The organism is Pseudomonas sp. UBA5568 (assembly GCF_002425525.1).
GTDB lineage: Bacteria > Pseudomonadota > Gammaproteobacteria > Pseudomonadales > Pseudomonadaceae > Aquipseudomonas > Aquipseudomonas fulva.
Genome location: NZ_DIMK01000001.1, coordinates 212,749 through 232,330 on the forward strand (window position 1 = coordinate 212,749; position 19,582 = coordinate 232,330).

Sequence of the window (19,582 nt, forward strand, 5' to 3'; positions counted from 1 at the left end):
AACCTCACAGGCTCAGCGCACCCATTAGCAAGGAAAGCAAGCTTTGAACATACCGACTCGCATAACTGCCATAACCACTTTGACGCTGACTTTCATGGGATTGCCAGGGTGCGGACAGACGACACAGAGCGAACAGCCGAAAGTGTCTAACGTTCAACTCAGAAAGATCGCCAGTCAACTTGTGGAAGCCAATGCCACACTCAAGGAGCTCAAGGAAATACAGGCTCAAAGCATGGTTATGCAACAGGCTCAGCTTGCAGCTCAGCTATCGCTTAACCAAATCCTCCTGCAGTCGCTCAACGACAGGGCCTACAGGAGCGCAACCAAGGAACGCAAAGCCGATGCGCATGATGAGGCGCCTGAGCAGTCATCCAAGCCACGCTAGGCAATGAACGACTTCTCAGATCAACCGCGGCTTGGTGCGCTCACCGCGGTGTATCGGACTGACGCGAAGGATGAGCCTGCATGAACGCCGGATGCTGCTCCGCCAACGCCGCCACTCTGCGGATGCGCGGGTAACGCCCCAGGTCGATCCCGAATCGCTCGGCGGCATAAAGCTGCGGTATCAGATAGACATCCGCCAGGCCGGGCGTATCGCCCAGGCAGTAGCCATCCTCGCCGATCACCTGCTCGACAGCCCCCAGCCCCTGGCTTATCCAATGACCGATCCATTGGTTGATCTGCACTTCATCCTGGCCCGCTTCACGCAGGCGGTTGAGCACGCTGACGTTGTGCAGGGGGTGGATGTCGCAGCCGATGATCGCCGCCACCCCGCGGGCCTGGGCGCGCTGCGCTGCACCTTCCGGTAGCAGGGCGGGCTGCGGGTAAGCCTCTTCCAGGTACTCGATGATCGCTGGGGATTGCACCAGCAGCTCTCCACCGTCTATACGCAGGGTGGGTACCCGGCCCTGGGCATTGATACCCAGGTAACCGGCTTGCCGATGCTCGCCTTTCAGCAGGTTGACGGGCAGTGCACGGAAGCTCAGCCCTTTGAGGGCCAAGGCAATCCGCACCCGGTAGGACGAGGTGGAACGGTAATAGGTATACAGCTCCATGCCTGCGTCTCCTCAGTTGGCCGCGATGACCCGGCCACGGCACTCGCCGAACCCGATGCTCACCTCGCCGTCGCACACACCCCGTGCCCGCAGGATGACTTCGTCGCCGTCCTCCAGAAACTTGCGCACTTCGCCATTGGGCAGCTCCACCGGGTGCTTACCGCCCTCGGTGATTTCCAGCAAGCTGCCATAGGACCCTGGGGTGGCACCTGACAGGGTGCCGGAACCGAACAGGTCGCCGGGTTGCAACTGGCAACCGTTGACACTGTGGTGCGCCACCAGCTGGGCCACCGTCCAGTACATGCTGCGGGTGTTGCTCAGGGCCAGGCGGTGCGGCGTAGCCCCCTCCTCCCGCATGCGTTCGGTGAGCAGCAGCACCTCCAGTTCGATGTCGAATGCACCGGCTGCCTGATCACGCTTGTCGAGCAGGTAGGACAGCGGCTGGGGATCCCCTTGCGGCCTGGCCGGCTGAGCGCAGCGCAGGGGCGCCAGCGCCTCGGCCGTGACGACCCAGGGCGAAATCGTGGTCACGAAGCTTTTGGACAGGAACGGCCCCAGTGGCTGGTATTCCCACGCCTGGATGTCTCGCGCCGACCAGTCGTTGAGCAGGCACAGGCCCGCGATGTGCTCGGCGGCATCGCCGATGGGGATGGCCTGGCCCATGTCATTGCCCTGCCCGATCCAGATGCCCAGCTCCAGCTCGTAGTCCAGCCGCGCACACGGGCCGAAGCTCGGTTCGCTCTGCCCGGCGGGCAATGTCTGGCCCTTGGGCCGGCGAACATCCGTCCCGGAGGGGCGAATGGTCGATGCACGGCCGTGATAGCCGATGGGCACGTACTTGTAGTTGGGAAGCAAGGGGTTGTCGGGGCGGAATAACTTTCCGATGTTGCGGGCGTGCTCGATGCCCACGTAGAAGTCGGTGTAATCGCCGATCTGGGCCGGCACGTGCATCTGGCAAGTGCTGGCGGGGTAAAGCGCCCCTTCCAGCATTGCCTGGTGCTCGGACTGCTCACCGAGCAACTCGAGCAGCCGTTCACGCAGCGCCACGCGCGCTCCGCGCCCCAGTGCGAAGAACCCATTCAAGGTGCCGCCCTGCGTAGCGAGTACCGCCGCCTTGGCCTGACCTTCGAACAAACCCAAGCCCAGCACCGCCTCAAGGTCGAGGATGGCATCGCCGATGGCCACGCCACAGCGTCTGGCCTCGCTGCCACGACTGAAGATACCCAAGGGCAGGTTCTGCAGCGGGAAGTCACTGTGCCCATTGGCATGGCTCACCCAACTGCGGGCGATAGCGTGTTGGTTCATGGGTTATCTCCGGTTCGGGTTGAAGGTGCTGGGCAAGGTGGCCCAGCAGCTGTCGTAGTCGGTCTGCAACTGCGGGCAGGCCATGGCGTACTGGCTCGGGCGCAGCACCTGGCTGGTCTCGAACATGAACGCCATGGTGTTCTCGATCTTGTGCGGGGCAAGCTCGGCGGCGATGGCCCTGTCGCACGTCTCGGCATCCGGGCCATGGGCGCTCATGACGCTGTGCAGGGAGGCGCCACCGGGCACGAAGCCTTCGGCCTTGGCATCGTAGGCACCGTCGATCAGCCCCATGAACTCGTTCATCAGATTGCGGTGGAACCACGGTGGACGGAAGGTGTTCTCGGCCACCATCCAGCGCGGCGGGAAGATCACGAAGTCCATGTTGGCAAGGCCGTGCACACTGGTCGGTGAGGTGAGCACGGTGAAGATCGAGGGGTCCGGGTGGTCGAAGCTGACGGTGCCCAAAGTATTGAAGCGGCGCAGGTCGTATTTGTAAGGCACGTTGCTGCCGTGCCAGGCCACCACGTCCAGCGGCGAATGCTGGAGTTCACATGCCCAGTGCTCCCCCAGGAATTTCTGTACCAGCTGCACCGGCCCGGTGGTTTGTTCATAAGCGGCCACCGGCGTTTCGAAATCGCGAGGGTTGGCCAGGCCATTGCTGCCGATGGGCCCCAGGTCCGGCAGGCGCAGGGGCGCGCCGTGGTTTTCGGCAAGGTAGCCACGCGCCTGGGCATCGACCAGCTCGACGCGAAATTTCATGCCGCGGGGAATCACTGCAATTTCAAGCGGGCCGACCTGCATGACACCCAGCTCGGTGGCGATGCGCAGGCGACCTTGCTCAGGCACCAGCAACAGCTCGCCGTCGGCGTTGAAGAACACGCGCTCCATGGAGCGGTTGGTGCAGTAGATGTAGATGCTCACACCGCCAGGCGCATGAGCAGGGCCATTGGCCGCCATAGGCACCCAACCCTCGATGAAGTCGGTCGGGGTTTGCGGGATGGGCTGCGGGTTCCAGCGCAGGCGGTTGGGCGTAATCGTACCCAACGCCTCGCTCAGAGGCTGGCGCGCAAGGCGCTCGAAACGCGGGTGAGCGGCCGACGGCCGGATGCGGTACATCCAGGTGCGGCGCAGCTCATGACGGGCCATGGTGAACGCTGTGCCAGAGAGCAGCTCGGCATAGAGCCCATAGGGAGTTTTCTGAGGCGAGTTCTGCCCGACCGGCAATGCGCCTGGCAACGCTTCGCTGGTGAATTCGTTGCCGAAACCGCTGAGGTAGTGAGGGTCAGGTGCAGGGTCGCGATTCATCGATGCCTCCGGGCCGGGGCGGCCTGTGGGAGCAGTTGCCGCTGCCCGAGGGAACGGCGGCGCATCTGCATTGTTTTTATCGTAATCAGATTACGAATAACGTAATTTGCTCTGCGCCAGGCGTCAAGCTATAAAGGCGCGACTCGATGACTCGCGGATGACCCTACCGATGGCCAAAGCCAGCTCCCCTACCGACAACGGCAAGCAGAAGGTCCGCTCAGCCGAGGTGGGCACCGACATCCTCAAGGCATTGGCCGAACTCTCGCCTTCTACGTCACTGTCCAGGCTCGCAGAGCATGTCCAGATGCCGGCGAGCAAGGTGCATCGTTACCTGCAAGCCTTGATTGCCAGCGGGTTCGCCGAACAGAATGCGGCCACCAATCATTACGGTCTGGGGCGCGAAGCATTGCGCGTGGGCATGGCCGCGCTGGGCAGCATCGATGTACTGAAAGTCGCCGCGTTGCCGCTCTCCCATCTGCGTGATGAATTGAACGAGAGTTGCTTCATTGCGGTGTGGGGCAACCAGGGGGCGACCGTGGTAAGCATCGAACCGGCCGTGCGCGCCGTCACCGTGGTGACGCAGATCGGCTCGGTATTGCCGCTGCTGACCTCGTCCACCGGGCTGGTGTTCGCGGCCCATTTGCCTGAGCGGGAAACCGTGGACCTGATGGCGCGCGAGCTGACCCAGCTCAAGCAGCGGCCTGATGATTATCAGCAGGTACTGGCAGGTATACGTGAACGCGGCCTGCACCACATCCACGGGCTGCTGATGCCGGGTGTGGATGCGCTGTCAGCACCGATCTTCAACGCCATGGGGCAGATCGCTGCGGTGATGACGGTGGTGGGGCCCACGTCGATGTTCCAGGCCGATGAACAAGGCCCTGCGGCGCAGCGGCTACTGGCTGCCACGCGCGAGACAAGCTGGCGCATGGGGCACTGCCCAGCGCCTTGAGTACTGCAGACTGTTGCCTGGTATGTAACGGTGAATGTCGCCGTATGCGGTTTTTCCAGCGGATTCAATTGCTTATTATCGGATCACTGGCTGCCACCGAGGGCTCTCCCCCCGCTCGCGGTGTCAGCCAGGTGTATCGACGTAGATTTTGAAGCTCCTTGATCTGACGTCTCGATTGACCGCTGCGAAAGGCAGCGGTTTTTTTTGCCTGCGATTTAGTGCTCAAGGGCCTGGTTGCCGCTTCAACGGGTCAGGACTGGGCCACCTTGAGCGAGCCGAACGCCTGGGCGGGCTCCCTGAACGCCAGGTAATGACGCAACACCTGTTGCGGCGCTTCGGTATGCGGATGATGACCAATACCCTGCAACAGCACGGCATCGGCGGTCGGTACGTGCCGACGGTAGTGTTCGACCATGTGCGCGCCATAAAGGGGATCGACTGCGCCCGCGATCAGACGCAACGGCACCGTCCCTTGCAGCGCCTGTATCCAGCGATCACGGTGGCGCATGCGTTCAGGCACGTAACCGGCAAGCCTGTGCAGCACGCGCGTGCCGCGATTGGCAGCCAGCATGCTCCAGAAGTCGTCGAGCACGCTTTCGCTCGGGTGGGTACACGGCCCGTAGACACGGGTCAGGTGACGCACCAAGTCATCACGGCTGAACGAACGCGCCACCAACCACCCCAGGTGGCTTAGCAGCAGCTTCTGCAGCAGCAGCATGCGACAGCCTTCAGGAAACAGGCCGCTGTTGAGAAAGACGCAGCTGGCGATACTGGCACGCTGTTCATGATGCCGAGCCAGCAGTTCCTGAGCCACGTTACCGCCGTAGTCATGAGCCAGCACATCCACCGGCTGCTCGATCTGCAGGTAAGCCAGCAAGGCCTGCTGCAAGTCGGCCTGCTCCATCAGGCTATAGACGTGATCAACCGGTTTGGCCGAATCGCCGAACCCTAGCATGTCGCAGGCCACCACCCGATAGCGCTGGGCCAGAGGCCCCCACAGGTAATGCCAGTCCCAGCTCCCTGTAGGAAAACCATGTAGCAAAAGCAGGGGCGTTCCTTGCCCTGCGGTCCAGTAGCGGATGCTCTGACCCCGGAATGTGAAACTCTGTCCCCGGGTACGCCAGACGCACAATGGAATTTCGGCCATGGGCATCGGAAGGCACCGGGTTAAGGAATATGGACGCGATAGGGCAAGGCTGCTGTCATTGCATGTCACCTCGGCACTTGCATGTGCTCTCTATGTCGAGACACAGTCTAGCCAGCGGCCGAGGCGCTTGAACTTGCGTTGCCAGCCAGCTTGATGACTGAGCGAGTCACCTGCACCAGCGGTAGGCGCAGCCCGTCTGGTTGCCGGCTGCGTTCCCGTCCTGCAAAACGTCAGGCGTTCAGTGCCTGGGCCAGTTCAGCCAGCCACGGCTCGGCATCGGTTTCCGGTGTCACGCTCTCGCTGGCATCGAGCCGCAGCATGGGCACCACCTCGTGCACGCCAAGTTCGGCAAACAGTTCGCGCATCTGTTCGCCGCCGCCGCAATACGTATCGCCATAACTGGAATCGCCCAAGGCGATGACTGCACCCGGCAGGCCACGCCAGGCGGCCGGCAGGGTGTCGCGAATAGCGCTATAGAGGGGCATGAGGTTGTCGGGCAGCTCGCCCATGCCGGTGGTGGAGGTCACCGCCAGCACTGCCTGCGGGCCGAACGCCTGCAGGTCGGGCAAAGAGGCTCGGTTGGCGTGCCAGGCCTCCAGGCCAGCAGCCTTGAGCAGCGATTCGGCGTGACGGGCGACTTCTTCGGCGGTGCCGTACACCGATCCGGAAATAATGACGACTTTCATCAGGGAAAAGGTTTCCGATACTGAGTGAAATCGTAGGATACTAGCACCCAGCGCTGGCACAAGGCCGTGGTAATGCCCGTGGCCCTCATCCCTTCACTGCATGACCTACACATGATCACTGCGCAGTTGCTGCAATCGATGGTCGATGCCTCGGACGACGGTATCGTGGTCGCCGAACAGGAAGGCGACGACACCATCCTCATCTACGTGAATGCGGCTTTCGAGCGCCTCACCGGCTACAGCCGAGATGAAATCCTGTACCAGGACTGCCGATTCCTGCAGGGAGACGACCGCGACCAACTGGGCCGCGCGCGCATCCGCAAGGCGTTGGCAGAAGGCCAGGCCTGCCGTGAAGTGCTGCGTAACTACCGAAAGGATGGCACCGCGTTCTGGAACGAGCTTTCGATTACCCCGTTAAGGCATGCGGCTGACCAGCGCCTGTACTTCATCGGCATTCAGAAGGACGTTACCCGGCAAGTGGAAATGGAACGCGAATTGGCCGAGCTGCGCGTTCGTCAGAAAGCCGGTGACCAGACCTGAACCCCGGTTGTTTTTTGGAGTCAACTGAGTTGTAGAACCCTCCACATCGAGTTTCGAGATGCCCCCCGACACGCTTTTGACCCAGGATGAGCTGGACTATATCCAGGATGTCCAGCACTCCCCGCAGTTCGACATGGCCGAAGCCATGACGAGCCTCCTGGTCAATGGGGACAGCCGCATCCAGGGCCTGTTGACGCGCCTGGTCGCGCATGAGCAAGTCACCTTGCAGGCCCATGTCGACAACCAGCAAATCAGCATTCCGCTGCAGCTGATCGAAGACGAGTTCCATACGCTGCAATTGCAACTGGGCGCGCCCGACATTTTCGAGATAGGCCCCAGGCTGCGACCCTGGCGACTGACCCTTGATCCGCCCTGTGCGCTGCTCGACGCCCATGGTGACGACAGCGGGCTCTGGGTGTGTGACATTTCTGTCAAAGGTGTGCTTGTGCAAGTGCGCGACCTACCTGACGCCCCTGATGTCTTCACGCTCCGATTCGCCCCGGACGGGGTCTGCCCAATCGAGCTTCACGGCAAGCTCGGCCGGCGTATCGACGGATCGAAGGCCGCTTATGACCTGAGTGGCACTGCCCAGGAAGACATCGAACGCCTGCGCGATTTCATTCTCCACAAGCACCGGCTGGCTCACCCTGAGTTGCATACGCAAATGCCCGGCTGAAGCCCACACCCGACGAACGCGCCGTGTTTACCCACCCTATGACTTACGCCTGCCCGGGCGATACGCCATAATCCGCGCCCACTTCTTGCATGCCTAACTGAGTCGACCACCACCCCGGCCGACACAGCCAAGGGGCCAGCTACCCGCCAGCCTCGTCGTCAGGAGATACACGATGTCTAGATCCCCCGTCACCTTGATGGTGTCGCGGCGCGCCGCCGACGGCCGCTACGAAGAATTGCTGGCCTGGCTCCATGAGGGCGAACAGCTGGCCACCGACTTCCCCGGCTACCTGGGCTCAGGGATTCTCGCACCGCCGCGCGACGGCGATGAGTTTCAGATCATCTTCCGCTTCAGTGATGAGCCGACCCTGCATGCCTGGGAACATTCGGCTTCCCGGCGCGCTTGGCTCAAGCGGGGCAACGGGCTGTTCGAGCGCCCCAGAGAGGCACGGGTCAGTGGCATAAACGACTGGTTCGGCACTGCCTTGGTGCGTAAACCACCCCGTTGGAAGCAGGCCACGGCGATCTGGCTGGCGTTCTTTCCGGTGTCACTGGCTTTCAATATGCTGTTCGGTCACTGGTTGGCAGGCATGGACCTGTTGCCACGCGTGCTTGTGAGCACCCTGGCGCTCACCCCCCTGATGGTGTACCTGTTCATCCCCCTTTCAACGCACCTGCTGGCGGGCTGGCTGCAGGGTTCGTCAACACGTGAACACGCCTGGCGTAGCCGGTAGGCGCAGGCCTCACACGCGCTGGGCAGTTGGGGTATGCTGGGCGGCAACCCTCGACAGATACAGTTGACCGCCCCGAACATGAACAGCCCTATCCTGATAACCGGAGCCAGCCAACGCGTCGGGCTGGCCCTGGCCATGGAACTGGCCCAGGCCGGCCATACGGTGGTCAGTGCCAGCCGCAGCGTCCAGCCGCAATCGCCACACCCCAACATCATCCCGTTCACGGCAGACTTGTGCCAGGTGGCCGATCGCCAGGCATTGGTCGACTACCTCTACAGCCATTACGATGGCCTGCGCGCCGTCATCCACAACGCTTCGCTGTGGCTCGACGATGGCCTGGCCAACCTCGAGACCATGTTCCGCCTTCATGTCGAAGCGCCCTATCATCTCAACCTGGCCTTGGGCGAGCTGTTGGCCAAGGTCGACAAGGCTGACATCATCCACGTCTGCGACGAGACATCCTCGCGCGGCAGCAAAAGCCACATCGGCTATGCCGCCACCAAGGCCGCGCTGCAGAACATGGTGTTGTCGTTCGCCGAAAAGTACGCGCCCACGGTGCACGTCAACGGTATTCTGCCTGGGCTGCTGATCCTCAAGGAGGGCGGCGACGAAGCCTATCGCCAACAGACACTGAAGAAGGCACTGCTGGAATTTGAACCGGGCGCCGGGCCGCTGATCGAGACGGTCAAGTACCTGCTTGCCAGTCAGTACAGCACCGGCAGCCAAGTGGTCATCAATGGTGGCCGCCACCTGAAAAACCGCATCATTTGAGAGAAGCCCATGACCCCACAGCAACAGCTCGAACTGGAAGCCGCCGCTTTCCGCCGGCTCGTGGAACACCTGCGTTCACGCACCGACGTGCAGAACATCGACCTGATGAACCTGTCCGGGTTCTGCCGCAACTGCCTGTCCAAGTGGTACAAGGCGGCAGCCGACGAGCGCCAGCTGGACCTGAGCCTGGACGAGGCGCGCGAAGCCGTCTACGGCATGCCTTACGGCGAGTGGAAGGCCCAGTACCAGAAAGAGGCCAGCCCCCAGCAGCAGGCCGCATTCGAACAAGGAAAACCCCGTGACTGATCTGACTACCCTGCGCGCCAGCCTGGACAGTGGTGAACATGTGTTCGCTGACACCCTGGCATTCATTGCCGAACACTACGCCTATCAGCCCCGGGCCTTCAGCAACGGTGACGTCGAAAACGCAGCCGGGCAGAACGAAGGTTCATGCAAGACCTTGGGCCTGGCGTTGCTCGAGGGATTGAGTGATCGTGAAGCGCTGCTGGCTTTTGGCGAGCATTATCGAGATGTGCAGGCCACACCCGAGGGCCATGACCATGGGAATATCCGTGCGCTGATCGCGTATGGCCTGGCAGGCGTCAAGTTCGAGACACTCCCGCTGTCGCGCAAGGCTTAATGAGGGGCTGCCATCCAGTGGACTGCGCCCTGGAGGTCGGCAACGCAGCATGAATACCGGGGCTGCCTGGCAGCCCCGGTAATCTGAACCCAGAGCGCTCGATTACAGCTGGACGCAATCGAACTGCACGTCGGTCGCCACATCTGCGTCGTAGTCGACGTCAGTGCGCTCGAAGCCGAACAGGTTCAGGAACTGCTTCTTGTAACCGGCATAGTCGGTCAGCTCGAACAGGTTCTCGGTAGTCACCTGTGGCCACATGGCCTTGCAGGCGTCCTGCACGTCATCGCGCAGTTCCCAGTCGTCCAGGCGCAGACGGCCTTTCTCGTCGACCTGCGCTGGCGCGCCGTCGGTGCGATACATACGGTCACGGAACATGCGATCGAGCTGATCCTGGGTACCTTCGTGGACGCCCTTCTCCTGCATGATCTTGAACACCATCGACAGGTACAGCGGCATCACCGGGATGGCCGAGCTGGCCTGGGTCACGACCGACTTGAGCACAGCCACATTGGCGCCGCCCTTCACGTCAGCCGCCAGCTTCTGGTCCAGGCGCAGAGCAGTGTCGTCCAAGTCCTGCTTGGCCTTGCCCAGGGCGCCGTGCCAGTAGATGGGCCAGGTGATTTCGGTGCCGATGTAGCTGAAGGCGACGGTGCGGGCGCCTTCGGCCAGCACATCGGCACCGGCCAGGGCATCGATCCACAGCTGCCAGTCCTGGCCACCCATGACGGTCACGGTGTCAGCGATTTCCTGCTCGGTGGCCGGCTCGATGCTGGCCTCGATGATGGCGTCCTTGTTGGTGTCGATGGCCGTCGACTTGTACGGCTGGCCAATCGGCTTGAGCGCCGAGCGCACCAGTTCGCCTGTCTGTGGCAGCTTGCGCACCGGTGAGGCGAGCGAATAGATGACCAGGTCGACCTTGCCGCCCATGTCGTTCTTGATCAGCTCGATGACCTTGGCCCGCGCTTCGTCGGAGAAGGCGTCACCGTTGATCGACTTGCTGTACAGGCCCTCGGCCTTGGCGAACTTGTCGAACGCCGCCGCGTTGTACCAGCCGGCGGTGCCGGCTTTGGTTTCGGTGCCTGGCTTTTCGAAGAACACGCCCAGGGTGTCGGCCTTGAAACCGAAGGCGGCAGTGATGCGCGCCGCCAGGCCGTAGCCACTGGAGGCACCGATGACCAACACCTTCTTCGGACCATCCTCGCGTACGCCCCGTTTGCGGGTGGCTTCGATCTGGTCACGGACGTTGAGCTCGCAGCCCTTGGGATGAGTCGTGGTGCAGATGAAACCGCGGACCTTAGGATGAATGATGGCCAATGTCTGTACCTCGTCTGGTTTATGCACGATAACGCCACGCAGGGCGTTTTCAAAAGTGGACTGAGGGGTAAGACTCACCCCGCAGGTCAGGCGACACATCTTAAGGGTTGAGCGCAGCGATGCAAAATCGGTGGCCGACTGGCGACAGAGCGCCCTGTCCGGACGCCCTCTTCCTGCGCCTAGGCATTGATTCGGTTTTCCTATCAATAGGCAACAAAAACAAACTTAACAAATGAGCAAAATGCGCCGATGCTGGGTGCCCTCACCTTCAGACGGAGAACAACAACATGAACGAAGTGGTGATCGTCGCCGCGACCCGCACCGCCATCGGCAGCTTCCAGGGCGCCCTGGCTGGCGTCCCGGCCGTCGACCTGGGGGCAGCCGTGATCAAGCGTCTGTTGGAGCAAACCGGGCTGGATCCGGCGCAGGTCGACGAGGTGATCATGGGCCAGGTGCTGACGGCCGGCGCCGGGCAGAACCCTGCTCGTCAGGCAGCCATCAAGGCAGGCCTGCCGTTCAGCGTGCCTGCCTTGACCCTGAACAAGGTCTGCGGCTCGGGGCTCAAGGCACTGCACCTGGGCGCCCAGGCCATTCGCTGCGGCGATGCCGAGGTGGTGATCGCCGGCGGCCAGGAAAACATGAGCCTCGCCCCTTATGTCATGCCTTCTGCCCGCACCGGCCAGCGCATGGGCCATGGTCAGTTGATCGACAGCATGATCAGCGACGGCCTGTGGGACGCGTTCAACGATTACCACATGGGCATCACTGCCGAAAACCTGGTGCAAGAATACGGGCTGAGCCGCGAACAGCAGGACGCTTTTGCGGCCGAGTCGCAGCGCAAGGCGGTGGCAGCCATCGCCGCTGGCCGCTTCGAGGCTGAAATCACCCCGATCCTGCTGCCCCAGAAAAAAGGCGAGCCCAAGGTTTTCGCCCAAGACGAACAGCCACGCTCGGACACCACGGTCGAATCCCTCGCCAAACTGCGTCCTGCCTTCAAGAAGGATGGCAGCGTGACGGCAGGGAATGCCTCCAGCCTCAACGATGGGGCTGCGGCAGTGCTGCTGATGAACGCTGAAAAGGCCCAGGCATTGGGCTTGCCCGTGCTGGCCAGGATCACGGCCTATGCCAGCGCTGGAGTCGACCCTGCCGTAATGGGGATCGCCCCTGTCTCTGCGACTGAACGCTGCCTGGGCAAGGCAGGCTGGCACTTGGCCGACCTGGATCTGATCGAAGCCAACGAGGCGTTTGCGGCCCAGGCGCTGGCGGTTGGCAAGGCGCTTGCGTGGGATGCTTCGCGGGTCAACGTGAACGGTGGGGCGATTGCGCTGGGTCATCCCATCGGTGCATCCGGATGCCGCGTGCTGGTCACCTTGCTGCACGAGATGATCAAGCGCGATGCCAAGAAAGGCCTGGCCACGCTGTGTATCGGTGGTGGACAAGGCGTGGCCCTGGCGATCGAGCGCTGATCAACCGAGCCACGGGCACCCGGGGCCGCTAAGCACGCCAGTGCGCAGCGGCACCTGCCATGCACGATCAGGCGCTGGCCACCTGCAGGGCATCGAACGTGGGTGGCGTCGCCTTGATCGGGTCATTGAGCGCCTTGGCCAGCCGGGCGACATCCTCACAGGCCTGCACGGCGACGCCCAGCGGGCTGTGCAGCAGTGAACAGGCCGTACCGATCCACAGTCGCTCCCCCAGACGCTCATTGGCTTCACACAGCCAGTGCCACTTGCTGTCCAGGGCATGCTGGGCATCGTTTTCTGCATCGACCAGGCCCAGCGACAGCACCTTGTAGGCAGGCAGACGGTCCAGGGTGGTCGTCAGCTGTTCAGGGTCACTCACCAGGTCGATGTGCAAGCCGTCCACTGGCAAGTTCGCGGCCAGGCCAAGGTTGCCCTGCAAGCCACCGGCCCATGTCGCGATCAGCTTCTTCAACGGGGCACGCTGCAGAATGTTGTAAACCCGCTCGTAGGCGTTTTTCCAGTCCTGCGGCAGCGCCTGGGCAAGGATCGGTTCATCGATCTGCACCCACTGCACGCCTAGTTCGGCCAGACGATTGAGAACGTCGTCATAGTGCGGAAGCAGTTCGTCTACACATTCCAGCACCAGGCTGTGCCCGTCTTGCGCCGCGCTTTGCCACAAATAGGTCAAAGGGCCGACAAGAACAGGTTTGACGGTGTGGCCAAGCGCACTGGCCTGGGCCACTTCCTTCAGCAGCTGATCGGCAAGCTGGGTGAAAGGCTGCGTCACTGGCGTGCAAGGGTCGCGCACGGCCCCACCCTGCCAGTCCACATCGCCCACAGGCAACAGCTCGATCCCGGCGTCTTTCTGCATTTGCCAATGACGTGCGCGCAGCGCGTGGTCGTTGCCAGTGCGTGGAAAGCCCAGGTTGTGCGCCAGTGCCATGTGTGTTCCCCAGTGTGCAGAAATGATGGCGGCATTTTCAGATCGATTGGCGTTTGAAACAAACTCAATAAATTTGAGATCAACCCAAGTTTTTCTCATGTTCACTCACATTGGGCGCGCCCGCAGCTCATTGCCATGTCTTGATCAGATCAGTGCCCTGCGCACCCGGGCATGACCCGCTCGCAGGGCTGGCGCACAATGCCAGCCTGCCCACACCCGGTGTCCGTCATGAGCGTGCTCAAAACCGCCCTGCAAGAGCAGCAATTCGCTTGCGTCATGGAGTTCGTTCCCAAACCGTCAGCAGAGCGTTTTGCGGCGATGGACGCAATAATGGCCCGAGGGCAAGTGTGTGGCTGGCCGATGACACTTGCCATCGGTGACCGAGTGAGCAGCCCGCTGGACATGTCTCCCCTGGACGCCTTGGCCTGTTTCGAGCACCCGGTGCCCGCCCTGCCTCACTTCTCCGGCAAGGACCGGGAGCGCCACCATTTGCTCGCCCAGATGCGGCGCATGGACGCTGCAGGCCAGCACCAGCTGCTGATGCTCACAGGGGATCGCCTGCCAGGCCATACGCCAGGCGAGCGCCCGGTGCGGTACCTGGAATCGGTCGCAGCGTTGCAGATCGCCCGCCAGGCCTATCCACACTGGTGGCTGGGCGCAGCACTCAACCCGTTCAAGTACCGAGAGGAGGAAGGTGCCGCTCAGTACCTGAAGGCTGAAAAGAAATTGGCAGCCGGTGCCGACTTTTTCATCCTGCAGCTAGGTTTCGATGCCGCCAAGCATCAGGAGGCCATGCACTGGATGCGCCGCCAACGCGCGCCTAAACCCCTGCTGGCCTGTCTCATGAGCCTTACCCAAGGCCGCGCGGGCATGCTCGATCATGTCGCAGGCGTGACCGTCACCCCGTCGATGCGGCAAATGCTGGCAGCCGAGACGGCGCAATCCAAGGCTTTTGCCCAGGCGCGCAGCATCGACCGCCTGGCCCTGCAGGTCATTGGGGTGAAGCTGATGGGCTACGCCGGCGTGCACCTGTCGGGCATTCATGAGCCCAGCCAGCTGCTTGCCTTGGAGGCACGCCTTGAGCACTGGCAGGCGCACGTGACCACGCTGGAGCAATGGGCGCCTGCCTGGCAGGCCAGCTGGCAAATGCCTGGCCTACCGGCGGTGACGTTTCATCCACCGCAGGCGGCGTGGCGCGAGGGAGAGTCACGTGTCGTGGCCACGTTTGCGCAGAAAGCCCGCTACCACGCCATGCATGGCATGCATGGCCTGCTGTTCAGCCGTAGCAATCCGGTGAGTCAGCTGTTCGGGTGGGCGGTTCGCCAGCCGATGTGGACGACAGGCCTGGGCGCCCAGGTGCTGCACAGCCTGGAGCGGGCCGTAAAGCGGCCTCTGCTTGGCTGCGACACCTGCGGTCGTTGCCGCCTTGAAGACACCTTGTACACCTGCCCCGAGACCTGCCCCAAGGGCCTGGCGAACGGGCCCTGCGGCGGTACCACGTTGAACCGGTGCGAGTTTGGCGATCGTGAGTGCATCCACAGTGCCAAGTACCGCACGGCCAAGGCGGTGCGGCAAACCGACGTGCTGGCCCAGCGCCTGATCCCTTGCGTGGAGCAGCACACCCGCCATCGAAGCTCCTGGCCGGGTTGGTTCGGCGCCCAGGCTCAGCCCGTCACTCGGCCGTCAGCGCCTCGAAGCCGGCCCGAATCGTAGCTTCGGGAAGGTCGTCGGCAATGAACACCATGACGCTCTCGCGCGGTTCGGCCTCTGCCCATTCAGCATCCCAATCGAACCCGTAGAGCTTGAGCACGCCCTGAAACACCAGCTTGCGGCCCTCGCCCGCGATATTGAGCACGCCCTTGTAACGCAACAGCTGCGTGCCATGGGTTTCCAACAAGCCGTTCATGAAGTCGCTGAGGCGGTCGATATCCAGCGCCTTGTCGGTGCGCAACACCAAGGTGGCGATACGGTCCGGGGTGGCGGGTTTGAGCACTGGACGCAGGGTGGGTTTGAAGTTGACGCCCAGGTCTGGGTTGAGGTTGAAGCCGCGTACATCGAGCAGTGCACCCAGGTCGATGCAGCCTTGTTCGACCACATGCAGGGCTGCCCGCCCATTGATGCGGGCCAGGCGCTCGCGCAGGGCTTGCACGGTGGCCGGCTCCACCAGGTCGGTCTTGCTCAGCAACAGGCGATCGGCAAAGCCCACCTGGGCCTGGGCGATGGTCTGGGTCAGATGGACGTCGGCATGGGCGGCGTCGACCAGGGTGATGATGCCGTCCAGGATGTACCGCTCGCGCAGCTCTTCGTCGATGAAGAACGTTTGTGCCACTGGCGCAGGGTCGGCCAACCCTGTGCACTCGATCACCAGCCGATCAAAGGCGATTTCGCCGGCGTCGAGCCGCTCCAGCAGCAGGAACAGAGCACGGGTAAGGTCGCCATGAATGCTGCAGCACACACAGCCGTTGGCCAGGGTCATGACCTGCACCGGCTCGTCGCCGAGCAACTGGCTGTCGATGCCTGCTTCGCTGAACTCGTTTTCGATCACGGCCAGCCGCAGGCCATGCTCGGCCTTGAGCATGTGCTTGAGCAGCGTGGTTTTGCCGGCACCGAGAAAGCCGGTCAGTACGGTTACGGGAATCGGGGTCTGCACGCAGAACATCTCCTGTTCGGAAAAAACACAGGCCCCACCGCGACAGGCCTGCGTTGACCGCCAGTGGCTGCCCCCAAGGGGAGCAGGCTGGTCGATGAACGCAGGCTGCCGACAGTGAGGCCGGTACAGCTCAACGCTTGTGGCTTAACAGCATTTGGGCCCGGACTTGCCACCATAACGCGCTTCCTGGCGCTCTCGGAAGAACGCTTCGTACGTCATGACCGGTTTGTCCGGATGCGTTTTGTTCATGTGTTCGACGTAATTGTCGTAATCAGGCATGCCCACCATAAGGCGTGCAGCCTGCCCCAGGTATTTGCCCAGCCGACCCAGGTCATTGAACATCGCAGCAGTCCTCTCAAGCGTCAGGCAGTGCCTGGAACGGGGTTTCCTTGTCGGTCCGCTCTTTGCGACCCCAGGCGGCGTAACCCACCTTGATCGCGAAGAACAGAATGCTGAACACCACCAGCAGGAACAGGATGGTCAGCCCGGCGTTGGTATAAGCGTTGTAGATCACGTGCTGCATCTGCCCGATGTCCTTGGCCGGTGCCAGTACCTGCCCAGCGTCCAGCGCGGTGCTGTATTTCTTGGCCAAGGCCAGGAAACCCACGGCTGGGTTGGGATCGAACAGCTTGATCAGGCCGGCCGCCGTGGTGCAGATCAGCAACCAGGTGGCTGGCAGCAGGGTGACCCAGATGTAGCGCTGGCGCTTCATCTTGATCAGCACCACGGTGCCCAGCATCAATGCGATACCGGCCAGCATCTGGTTGGAAATGCCGAACAGCGGCCACAGGGTGTTGATACCCCCGAGTGGGTCGATCACGCCTTGATAGAGCAAGTAGCCCCACATGGCCACGCAACCGGCAGTAGCCAGCAGGTTCGCGCCCCACGACTCGGTGCGCTTGAGCGCCGGCACGAAACTGCCCAGCAAATCCTGCAACATGAAGCGCCCGGCACGAGTACCGGCGTCCACGGCGGTGAGGATGAACAAGGCCTCGAACAAAATGGCGAAGTGGTACCAGAACGCCATGGTGTTCTCGCCTGGCAACACTTGGTGAAGAATCTGCGCGATACCCACGGCCAATGTCGGCGCACCGCCGGCGCGGGCCAGAATGGTGTGCTCGCCAATGTCACGGGCAACCGCCTCAAGCTGCTCAGGCGTAATCAAGAAGCCCCAGCTGCTGACCGTCTGCGCCACCGAAACCGTGTCTGCACCTACCACGGCAGCCGGGCTGTTCATGGCGAAATACACGCCCGGCTCGATCACCGAAGCCGCGACCATGGCCATGATCGCCACGAACGATTCCATCAGCATGCCACCGTAGCCGATGTAGCGGGCGTTGGTTTCGTTATCCAGCAGCTTGGGCGTGGTGCCCGACGAGATCAGGGCATGGAACCCCGATACCGCGCCACAAGCGATGGTGATGAACAGGAACGGGAACAGCGTGCCCTTCCAGACCGGGCCGGTGCCATCGGTGAACTGGGTCAACGCTGGCATCTTGAGCTCAGGGGCGATGATCAGGATGCCGATGGCAAGGCCCACGATGGTGCCGATCTTGAGGAAGGTCGACAGGTAGTCACGCGGGGCCAACACCAGCCAGACCGGCAGCACGGCGGCGACGAAGCCGTAGCCCACCAGCATCCAGGTGATCTGTACACCGGTAAAGGTGAAAGCTGGGCCCCAGACCGGATCCGCAGCAATCTGGCCGCCCAGCCAGATGGAAGCAAGCAGCAGCACTACGCCGATGATGGAAATCTCACCAATGCGGCCGGGGCGGATATAGCGCATGTAGACACCCATGAACATGGCGATCGGGATGGTCGCCATCACCGTGAACATGCCCCAGGGGCTCTCGGCCAAGGCCTTGACCACGATCAGCGCCAGCACCGCGAGGATGATGATCATGATCAGGAAACAGCCGAACAGGGCGATGGTGCCCGGTATGCGGCCCATCTCTTCACGCACCATGTCGCCCAGTGAACGGCCGTTGCGGCGGGGGGACAGGAACAGGACCATGAAGTCCTGGACGGCACCTGCCAGTACCACACCGGCAATCAGCCACAGGGTGCCGGGCAGGTAGCCCATCTGCGCCGCCAGTACTGGCCCGACCAAGGGACCTGCGCCGGCGATGGCCGCGAAGTGGTGGCCGAAGAGGATGTGCTTGTTGGTTGGAACATAGTCCAGACCGTCATTGTTGAGCACCGCAGGGGTGGCGCGGCGTGGATCGAGTTGCATCACCTTGGTGGCGATGAACAGGCTGTAATAGCGGTAGGCGACCAGGTAAATGGCCACTGCCGCGACCACGATCCACAAGGCATTGATCGCTTCGCCACGGCGCAGGGCGACGACACCCAGCGCGCAGGCTCCCAGGACTGCCAGCACCAGCCACGGGAGGTGGCGTAGCAGGCTGTTGTTATTGTTCATAGTTGGCTTCCAGCTGAGAGGTTGGAATGGTCAGCACACTGAGTCTAGGGCCTGCTGGTCGCCTTTACCATCTCCAATTGCATGCCGATCTACAGCGCAACTTCACGTGGTAGAGCGGTACTGCACCACCGACTACCTGGTAGTTCTGCCAGTTGTCGAGCCAGGGCCGATTGGCCGACCTTGGTACTTCCAACTCTAGCGAGGAAGTCGCCATGAACTCACTTCATCTCATCATCGCAGCCAGCCTTGCGGCGGGCAGTGTGCACGTCAATGCCGCACCTGTGGAGCCGATGCATGGCGCAGTGGAGATGCCTGTTTCCAGGCAGTACTACTGTTATCAACAGGGTGACTACAACTGGCCAGTCGACGGTTCCAACATCAAGAGCCCTGGGTGCAAGGCTGCTTACCAACATGTCTATAAAAAGTTTGGCAACAATGCGCAACAGGCTGTTTACCAGTTCAATCAATGGCATGAGGTGTCGAAGAACGTCGTTGATTTCCGCAATAAGGAGGCTGTCAAAAAAGCCATTCCAGATGGTCAGCTGTGCTCGGCAGGCAATAGCCTGACGGACACGGAAACGAAGGCTGCGCAGGTCAATGACAAGAGCGGCCTGGACGTCCCTGCCGATTGGCACGTCCAGGACTGGAAAAAAGATGACGACAACAAAGCCCACATGCGCTACAAAATCATGGCGCCGCACAACCCTAGCTACTGGGAAATCTATGTGTCCAAGCCGGACTACAACCCCACCCAGCAGCCTTTGAAATGGGATGACTTGGAGCTAGTACAGGAAATCGGAGATGTCCAGCCTGTCAATGGTTATTACGAGTTCGATGTCGATCTCAAAGAGCACACTGGCCGACGTGTGGTCTACACTCGTTGGCAACGCGATGACGCTGCAGGTGAGGGTTTCTACAACTGCAGCGACGTGAATATCGTCAAGTAGCGTAAGGACGAGTGCGGGATCATGGCTGGTCTA

Annotated in this window: 21 protein-coding genes; 11 read left to right on the top strand and 10 right to left on the bottom strand. The window is 62.0% G+C overall.

Annotation, left to right across the window (positions count from 1 at the left end):
* Positions 1-43: 43 nt before the first annotated feature.
* Positions 44-385 carry a hypothetical protein gene (locus B2S33_RS01030; protein WP_027914411.1) on the top strand — a complete coding sequence of 114 codons (342 nt, stop codon included), beginning with the start codon at positions 44-46 and terminating at the stop codon, positions 383-385.
* Between the two features lie 40 nt (positions 386-425).
* Here B2S33_RS01030 and maiA read toward each other — a convergent pair whose 3' ends face one another.
* The 3 genes from maiA to hmgA are packed head-to-tail and all read right to left on the bottom strand — an operon-like array spanning position 426 to position 3,665.
* Entirely contained in the window at positions 426-1,055 is a 630-nt protein-coding gene (gene maiA, locus B2S33_RS01035) for a maleylacetoacetate isomerase (protein WP_280077773.1), read from the bottom strand.
* A 12-nt stretch (positions 1,056-1,067) separates the two neighbouring features.
* Positions 1,068-2,360 carry a fumarylacetoacetase gene (gene fahA, locus B2S33_RS01040; protein WP_028687626.1) on the bottom strand — a complete coding sequence of 431 codons (1,293 nt, stop codon included), beginning with the start codon at positions 2,358-2,360 and terminating at the stop codon, positions 1,068-1,070.
* Positions 2,361-2,363: 3 nt separating this feature from the next.
* On the bottom strand, positions 2,364-3,665 hold the full coding sequence (hmgA, locus tag B2S33_RS01045; RefSeq protein ID WP_242810114.1) for a homogentisate 1,2-dioxygenase: 1,302 nt from the start codon (positions 3,663-3,665) through the stop codon (positions 2,364-2,366).
* A 169-nt stretch (positions 3,666-3,834) separates the two neighbouring features.
* Here hmgA and B2S33_RS01050 point away from each other — a divergent pair, with 169 nt between their 5' ends.
* Entirely contained in the window at positions 3,835-4,617 is a 783-nt protein-coding gene (locus tag B2S33_RS01050) for an IclR family transcriptional regulator (RefSeq protein WP_206405980.1), read from the top strand.
* Between the two features lie 250 nt (positions 4,618-4,867).
* On the opposite strand, the gene B2S33_RS01055 is transcribed toward B2S33_RS01050, so the two are convergent.
* On the bottom strand, positions 4,868-5,770 hold the full coding sequence (locus B2S33_RS01055; protein ID WP_288649513.1) for an alpha/beta fold hydrolase: 903 nt from the start codon (positions 5,768-5,770) through the stop codon (positions 4,868-4,870).
* Between the two features lie 224 nt (positions 5,771-5,994).
* Positions 5,995-6,450 carry a flavodoxin gene (locus tag B2S33_RS01060; RefSeq protein ID WP_028687624.1) on the bottom strand — a complete coding sequence of 152 codons (456 nt, stop codon included), beginning with the start codon at positions 6,448-6,450 and terminating at the stop codon, positions 5,995-5,997.
* A 111-nt stretch (positions 6,451-6,561) separates the two neighbouring features.
* Between B2S33_RS01060 and B2S33_RS01065 the strand changes: the two genes are divergently transcribed.
* From B2S33_RS01065 to B2S33_RS01090, 6 genes are all read left to right on the top strand, one after another.
* Complete coding sequence (locus B2S33_RS01065) at positions 6,562-6,990, top strand: PAS domain S-box protein (protein WP_288649542.1); 429 nt, start codon at positions 6,562-6,564, stop codon at positions 6,988-6,990.
* A 58-nt stretch (positions 6,991-7,048) separates the two neighbouring features.
* Positions 7,049-7,666, top strand: coding sequence for a hypothetical protein (locus B2S33_RS01070; RefSeq protein WP_023534363.1), 618 nt, complete (start codon positions 7,049-7,051; stop codon positions 7,664-7,666).
* Between the two features lie 172 nt (positions 7,667-7,838).
* The gene (locus B2S33_RS01075; protein WP_059183330.1) at positions 7,839-8,399 is read left to right on the top strand and encodes an antibiotic biosynthesis monooxygenase; all 561 of its coding nucleotides are present in this window, start codon (positions 7,839-7,841) and stop codon (positions 8,397-8,399) included.
* 33 nt (positions 8,400-8,432) lie between these two features.
* The gene (gene folM / locus B2S33_RS01080) at positions 8,433-9,170 is read left to right on the top strand and encodes a dihydromonapterin reductase (protein ID WP_027914402.1); all 738 of its coding nucleotides are present in this window, start codon (positions 8,433-8,435) and stop codon (positions 9,168-9,170) included.
* Positions 9,171-9,179: 9 nt separating this feature from the next.
* Positions 9,180-9,476, top strand: coding sequence for a DUF1244 domain-containing protein (locus B2S33_RS01085; protein ID WP_027914401.1), 297 nt, complete (start codon positions 9,180-9,182; stop codon positions 9,474-9,476).
* Complete coding sequence (locus tag B2S33_RS01090; RefSeq protein ID WP_027914400.1) at positions 9,469-9,810, top strand: HopJ type III effector protein; 342 nt, start codon at positions 9,469-9,471, stop codon at positions 9,808-9,810. Before B2S33_RS01085 ends, B2S33_RS01090 begins: the two co-directional genes overlap by 8 nt.
* Before the next feature lie 102 nt (positions 9,811-9,912).
* Here B2S33_RS01090 and fabV read toward each other — a convergent pair whose 3' ends face one another.
* Positions 9,913-11,124 (bottom strand): enoyl-ACP reductase FabV, encoded by a 1,212-nt coding sequence (gene fabV / locus B2S33_RS01095; RefSeq protein WP_027914399.1) that lies wholly within the window; start codon positions 11,122-11,124, stop codon positions 9,913-9,915.
* 287 nt (positions 11,125-11,411) lie between these two features.
* On the opposite strand from fabV, the gene B2S33_RS01100 reads away from it, so the two are divergent.
* Positions 11,412-12,590 (top strand): acetyl-CoA C-acetyltransferase, encoded by a 1,179-nt coding sequence (locus B2S33_RS01100; protein ID WP_027914398.1) that lies wholly within the window; start codon positions 11,412-11,414, stop codon positions 12,588-12,590.
* 67 nt (positions 12,591-12,657) lie between these two features.
* Here the strand turns inward: B2S33_RS01100 and B2S33_RS01105 are convergent, their stop codons facing one another.
* The gene (locus B2S33_RS01105) at positions 12,658-13,530 is read right to left on the bottom strand and encodes a 5-methyltetrahydropteroyltriglutamate--homocysteine methyltransferase (protein WP_236165857.1); all 873 of its coding nucleotides are present in this window, start codon (positions 13,528-13,530) and stop codon (positions 12,658-12,660) included.
* A 228-nt stretch (positions 13,531-13,758) separates the two neighbouring features.
* Between B2S33_RS01105 and B2S33_RS01110 the strand changes: the two genes are divergently transcribed.
* Positions 13,759-15,243: a methylenetetrahydrofolate reductase C-terminal domain-containing protein gene (locus B2S33_RS01110; RefSeq protein WP_206405971.1), complete on the top strand. Its 1,485-nt coding sequence runs from the start codon at positions 13,759-13,761 to the stop codon at positions 15,241-15,243.
* Here the strand turns inward: B2S33_RS01110 and yjiA are convergent.
* From yjiA to B2S33_RS01125, 3 genes are all read right to left on the bottom strand, one after another.
* Positions 15,203-16,180 carry a GTPase gene (gene yjiA, locus B2S33_RS01115; RefSeq protein ID WP_028687618.1) on the bottom strand — a complete coding sequence of 326 codons (978 nt, stop codon included), beginning with the start codon at positions 16,178-16,180 and terminating at the stop codon, positions 15,203-15,205. The genes B2S33_RS01110 and yjiA overlap by 41 nt on opposite strands.
* 144 nt (positions 16,181-16,324) lie before the next feature.
* A complete protein-coding gene (locus tag B2S33_RS01120) occupies positions 16,325-16,522 on the bottom strand; it encodes a YbdD/YjiX family protein (protein ID WP_023534469.1) in 198 nt (65 codons plus the stop codon).
* Between the two features lie 13 nt (positions 16,523-16,535).
* On the bottom strand, positions 16,536-18,602 hold the full coding sequence (locus tag B2S33_RS01125) for a carbon starvation CstA family protein (RefSeq protein ID WP_288649518.1): 2,067 nt from the start codon (positions 18,600-18,602) through the stop codon (positions 16,536-16,538).
* 212 nt (positions 18,603-18,814) lie between these two features.
* Here B2S33_RS01125 and B2S33_RS01130 point away from each other — a divergent pair, with 212 nt between their 5' ends.
* Positions 18,815-19,549 carry a lytic polysaccharide monooxygenase auxiliary activity family 9 protein gene (locus B2S33_RS01130; RefSeq protein WP_206405974.1) on the top strand — a complete coding sequence of 245 codons (735 nt, stop codon included), beginning with the start codon at positions 18,815-18,817 and terminating at the stop codon, positions 19,547-19,549.
* Positions 19,550-19,582 lie beyond the last annotated feature (33 nt).

Excerpts from the sequence above, each read along its gene's own strand:
- B2S33_RS01060 (WP_028687624.1), bottom strand. The coding sequence starts at position 6,450 with ATGAAAGTCGTCATTATTTCCGGATCGGTGTACGGCACCGCCGAAGAA.
- B2S33_RS01070 (WP_023534363.1), top strand. The coding sequence starts at position 7,049 with ATGCCCCCCGACACGCTTTTGACCCAGGATGAGCTGGACTATATCCAG.
- B2S33_RS01065 (WP_288649542.1), top strand. The coding sequence starts at position 6,562 with ATGATCACTGCGCAGTTGCTGCAATCGATGGTCGATGCCTCGGACGAC.
- B2S33_RS01105 (WP_236165857.1), bottom strand. The coding sequence starts at position 13,530 with ATGGCACTGGCGCACAACCTGGGCTTTCCACGCACTGGCAACGACCAC.
- B2S33_RS01110 (WP_206405971.1), top strand. The coding sequence starts at position 13,759 with ATGAGCGTGCTCAAAACCGCCCTGCAAGAGCAGCAATTCGCTTGCGTC.
- fahA (WP_028687626.1), bottom strand. The coding sequence starts at position 2,360 with ATGAACCAACACGCTATCGCCCGCAGTTGGGTGAGCCATGCCAATGGG.
- B2S33_RS01075 (WP_059183330.1), top strand. The coding sequence starts at position 7,839 with ATGTCTAGATCCCCCGTCACCTTGATGGTGTCGCGGCGCGCCGCCGAC.
- B2S33_RS01085 (WP_027914401.1), top strand. The coding sequence starts at position 9,180 with ATGACCCCACAGCAACAGCTCGAACTGGAAGCCGCCGCTTTCCGCCGG.
- B2S33_RS01100 (WP_027914398.1), top strand. The coding sequence starts at position 11,412 with ATGAACGAAGTGGTGATCGTCGCCGCGACCCGCACCGCCATCGGCAGC.
- B2S33_RS01130 (WP_206405974.1), top strand. The coding sequence starts at position 18,815 with ATGAACTCACTTCATCTCATCATCGCAGCCAGCCTTGCGGCGGGCAGT.
- B2S33_RS01120 (WP_023534469.1), bottom strand. The coding sequence starts at position 16,522 with ATGTTCAATGACCTGGGTCGGCTGGGCAAATACCTGGGGCAGGCTGCA.
- B2S33_RS01050 (WP_206405980.1), top strand. The coding sequence starts at position 3,835 with ATGGCCAAAGCCAGCTCCCCTACCGACAACGGCAAGCAGAAGGTCCGC.
- B2S33_RS01125 (WP_288649518.1), bottom strand. The coding sequence starts at position 18,602 with ATGAACAATAACAACAGCCTGCTACGCCACCTCCCGTGGCTGGTGCTG.
- maiA (WP_280077773.1), bottom strand. The coding sequence starts at position 1,055 with ATGGAGCTGTATACCTATTACCGTTCCACCTCGTCCTACCGGGTGCGG.
- B2S33_RS01055 (WP_288649513.1), bottom strand. The coding sequence starts at position 5,770 with ATGCCCATGGCCGAAATTCCATTGTGCGTCTGGCGTACCCGGGGACAG.
- hmgA (WP_242810114.1), bottom strand. The coding sequence starts at position 3,665 with ATGAATCGCGACCCTGCACCTGACCCTCACTACCTCAGCGGTTTCGGC.
- folM (WP_027914402.1), top strand. The coding sequence starts at position 8,433 with ATGCTGGGCGGCAACCCTCGACAGATACAGTTGACCGCCCCGAACATG.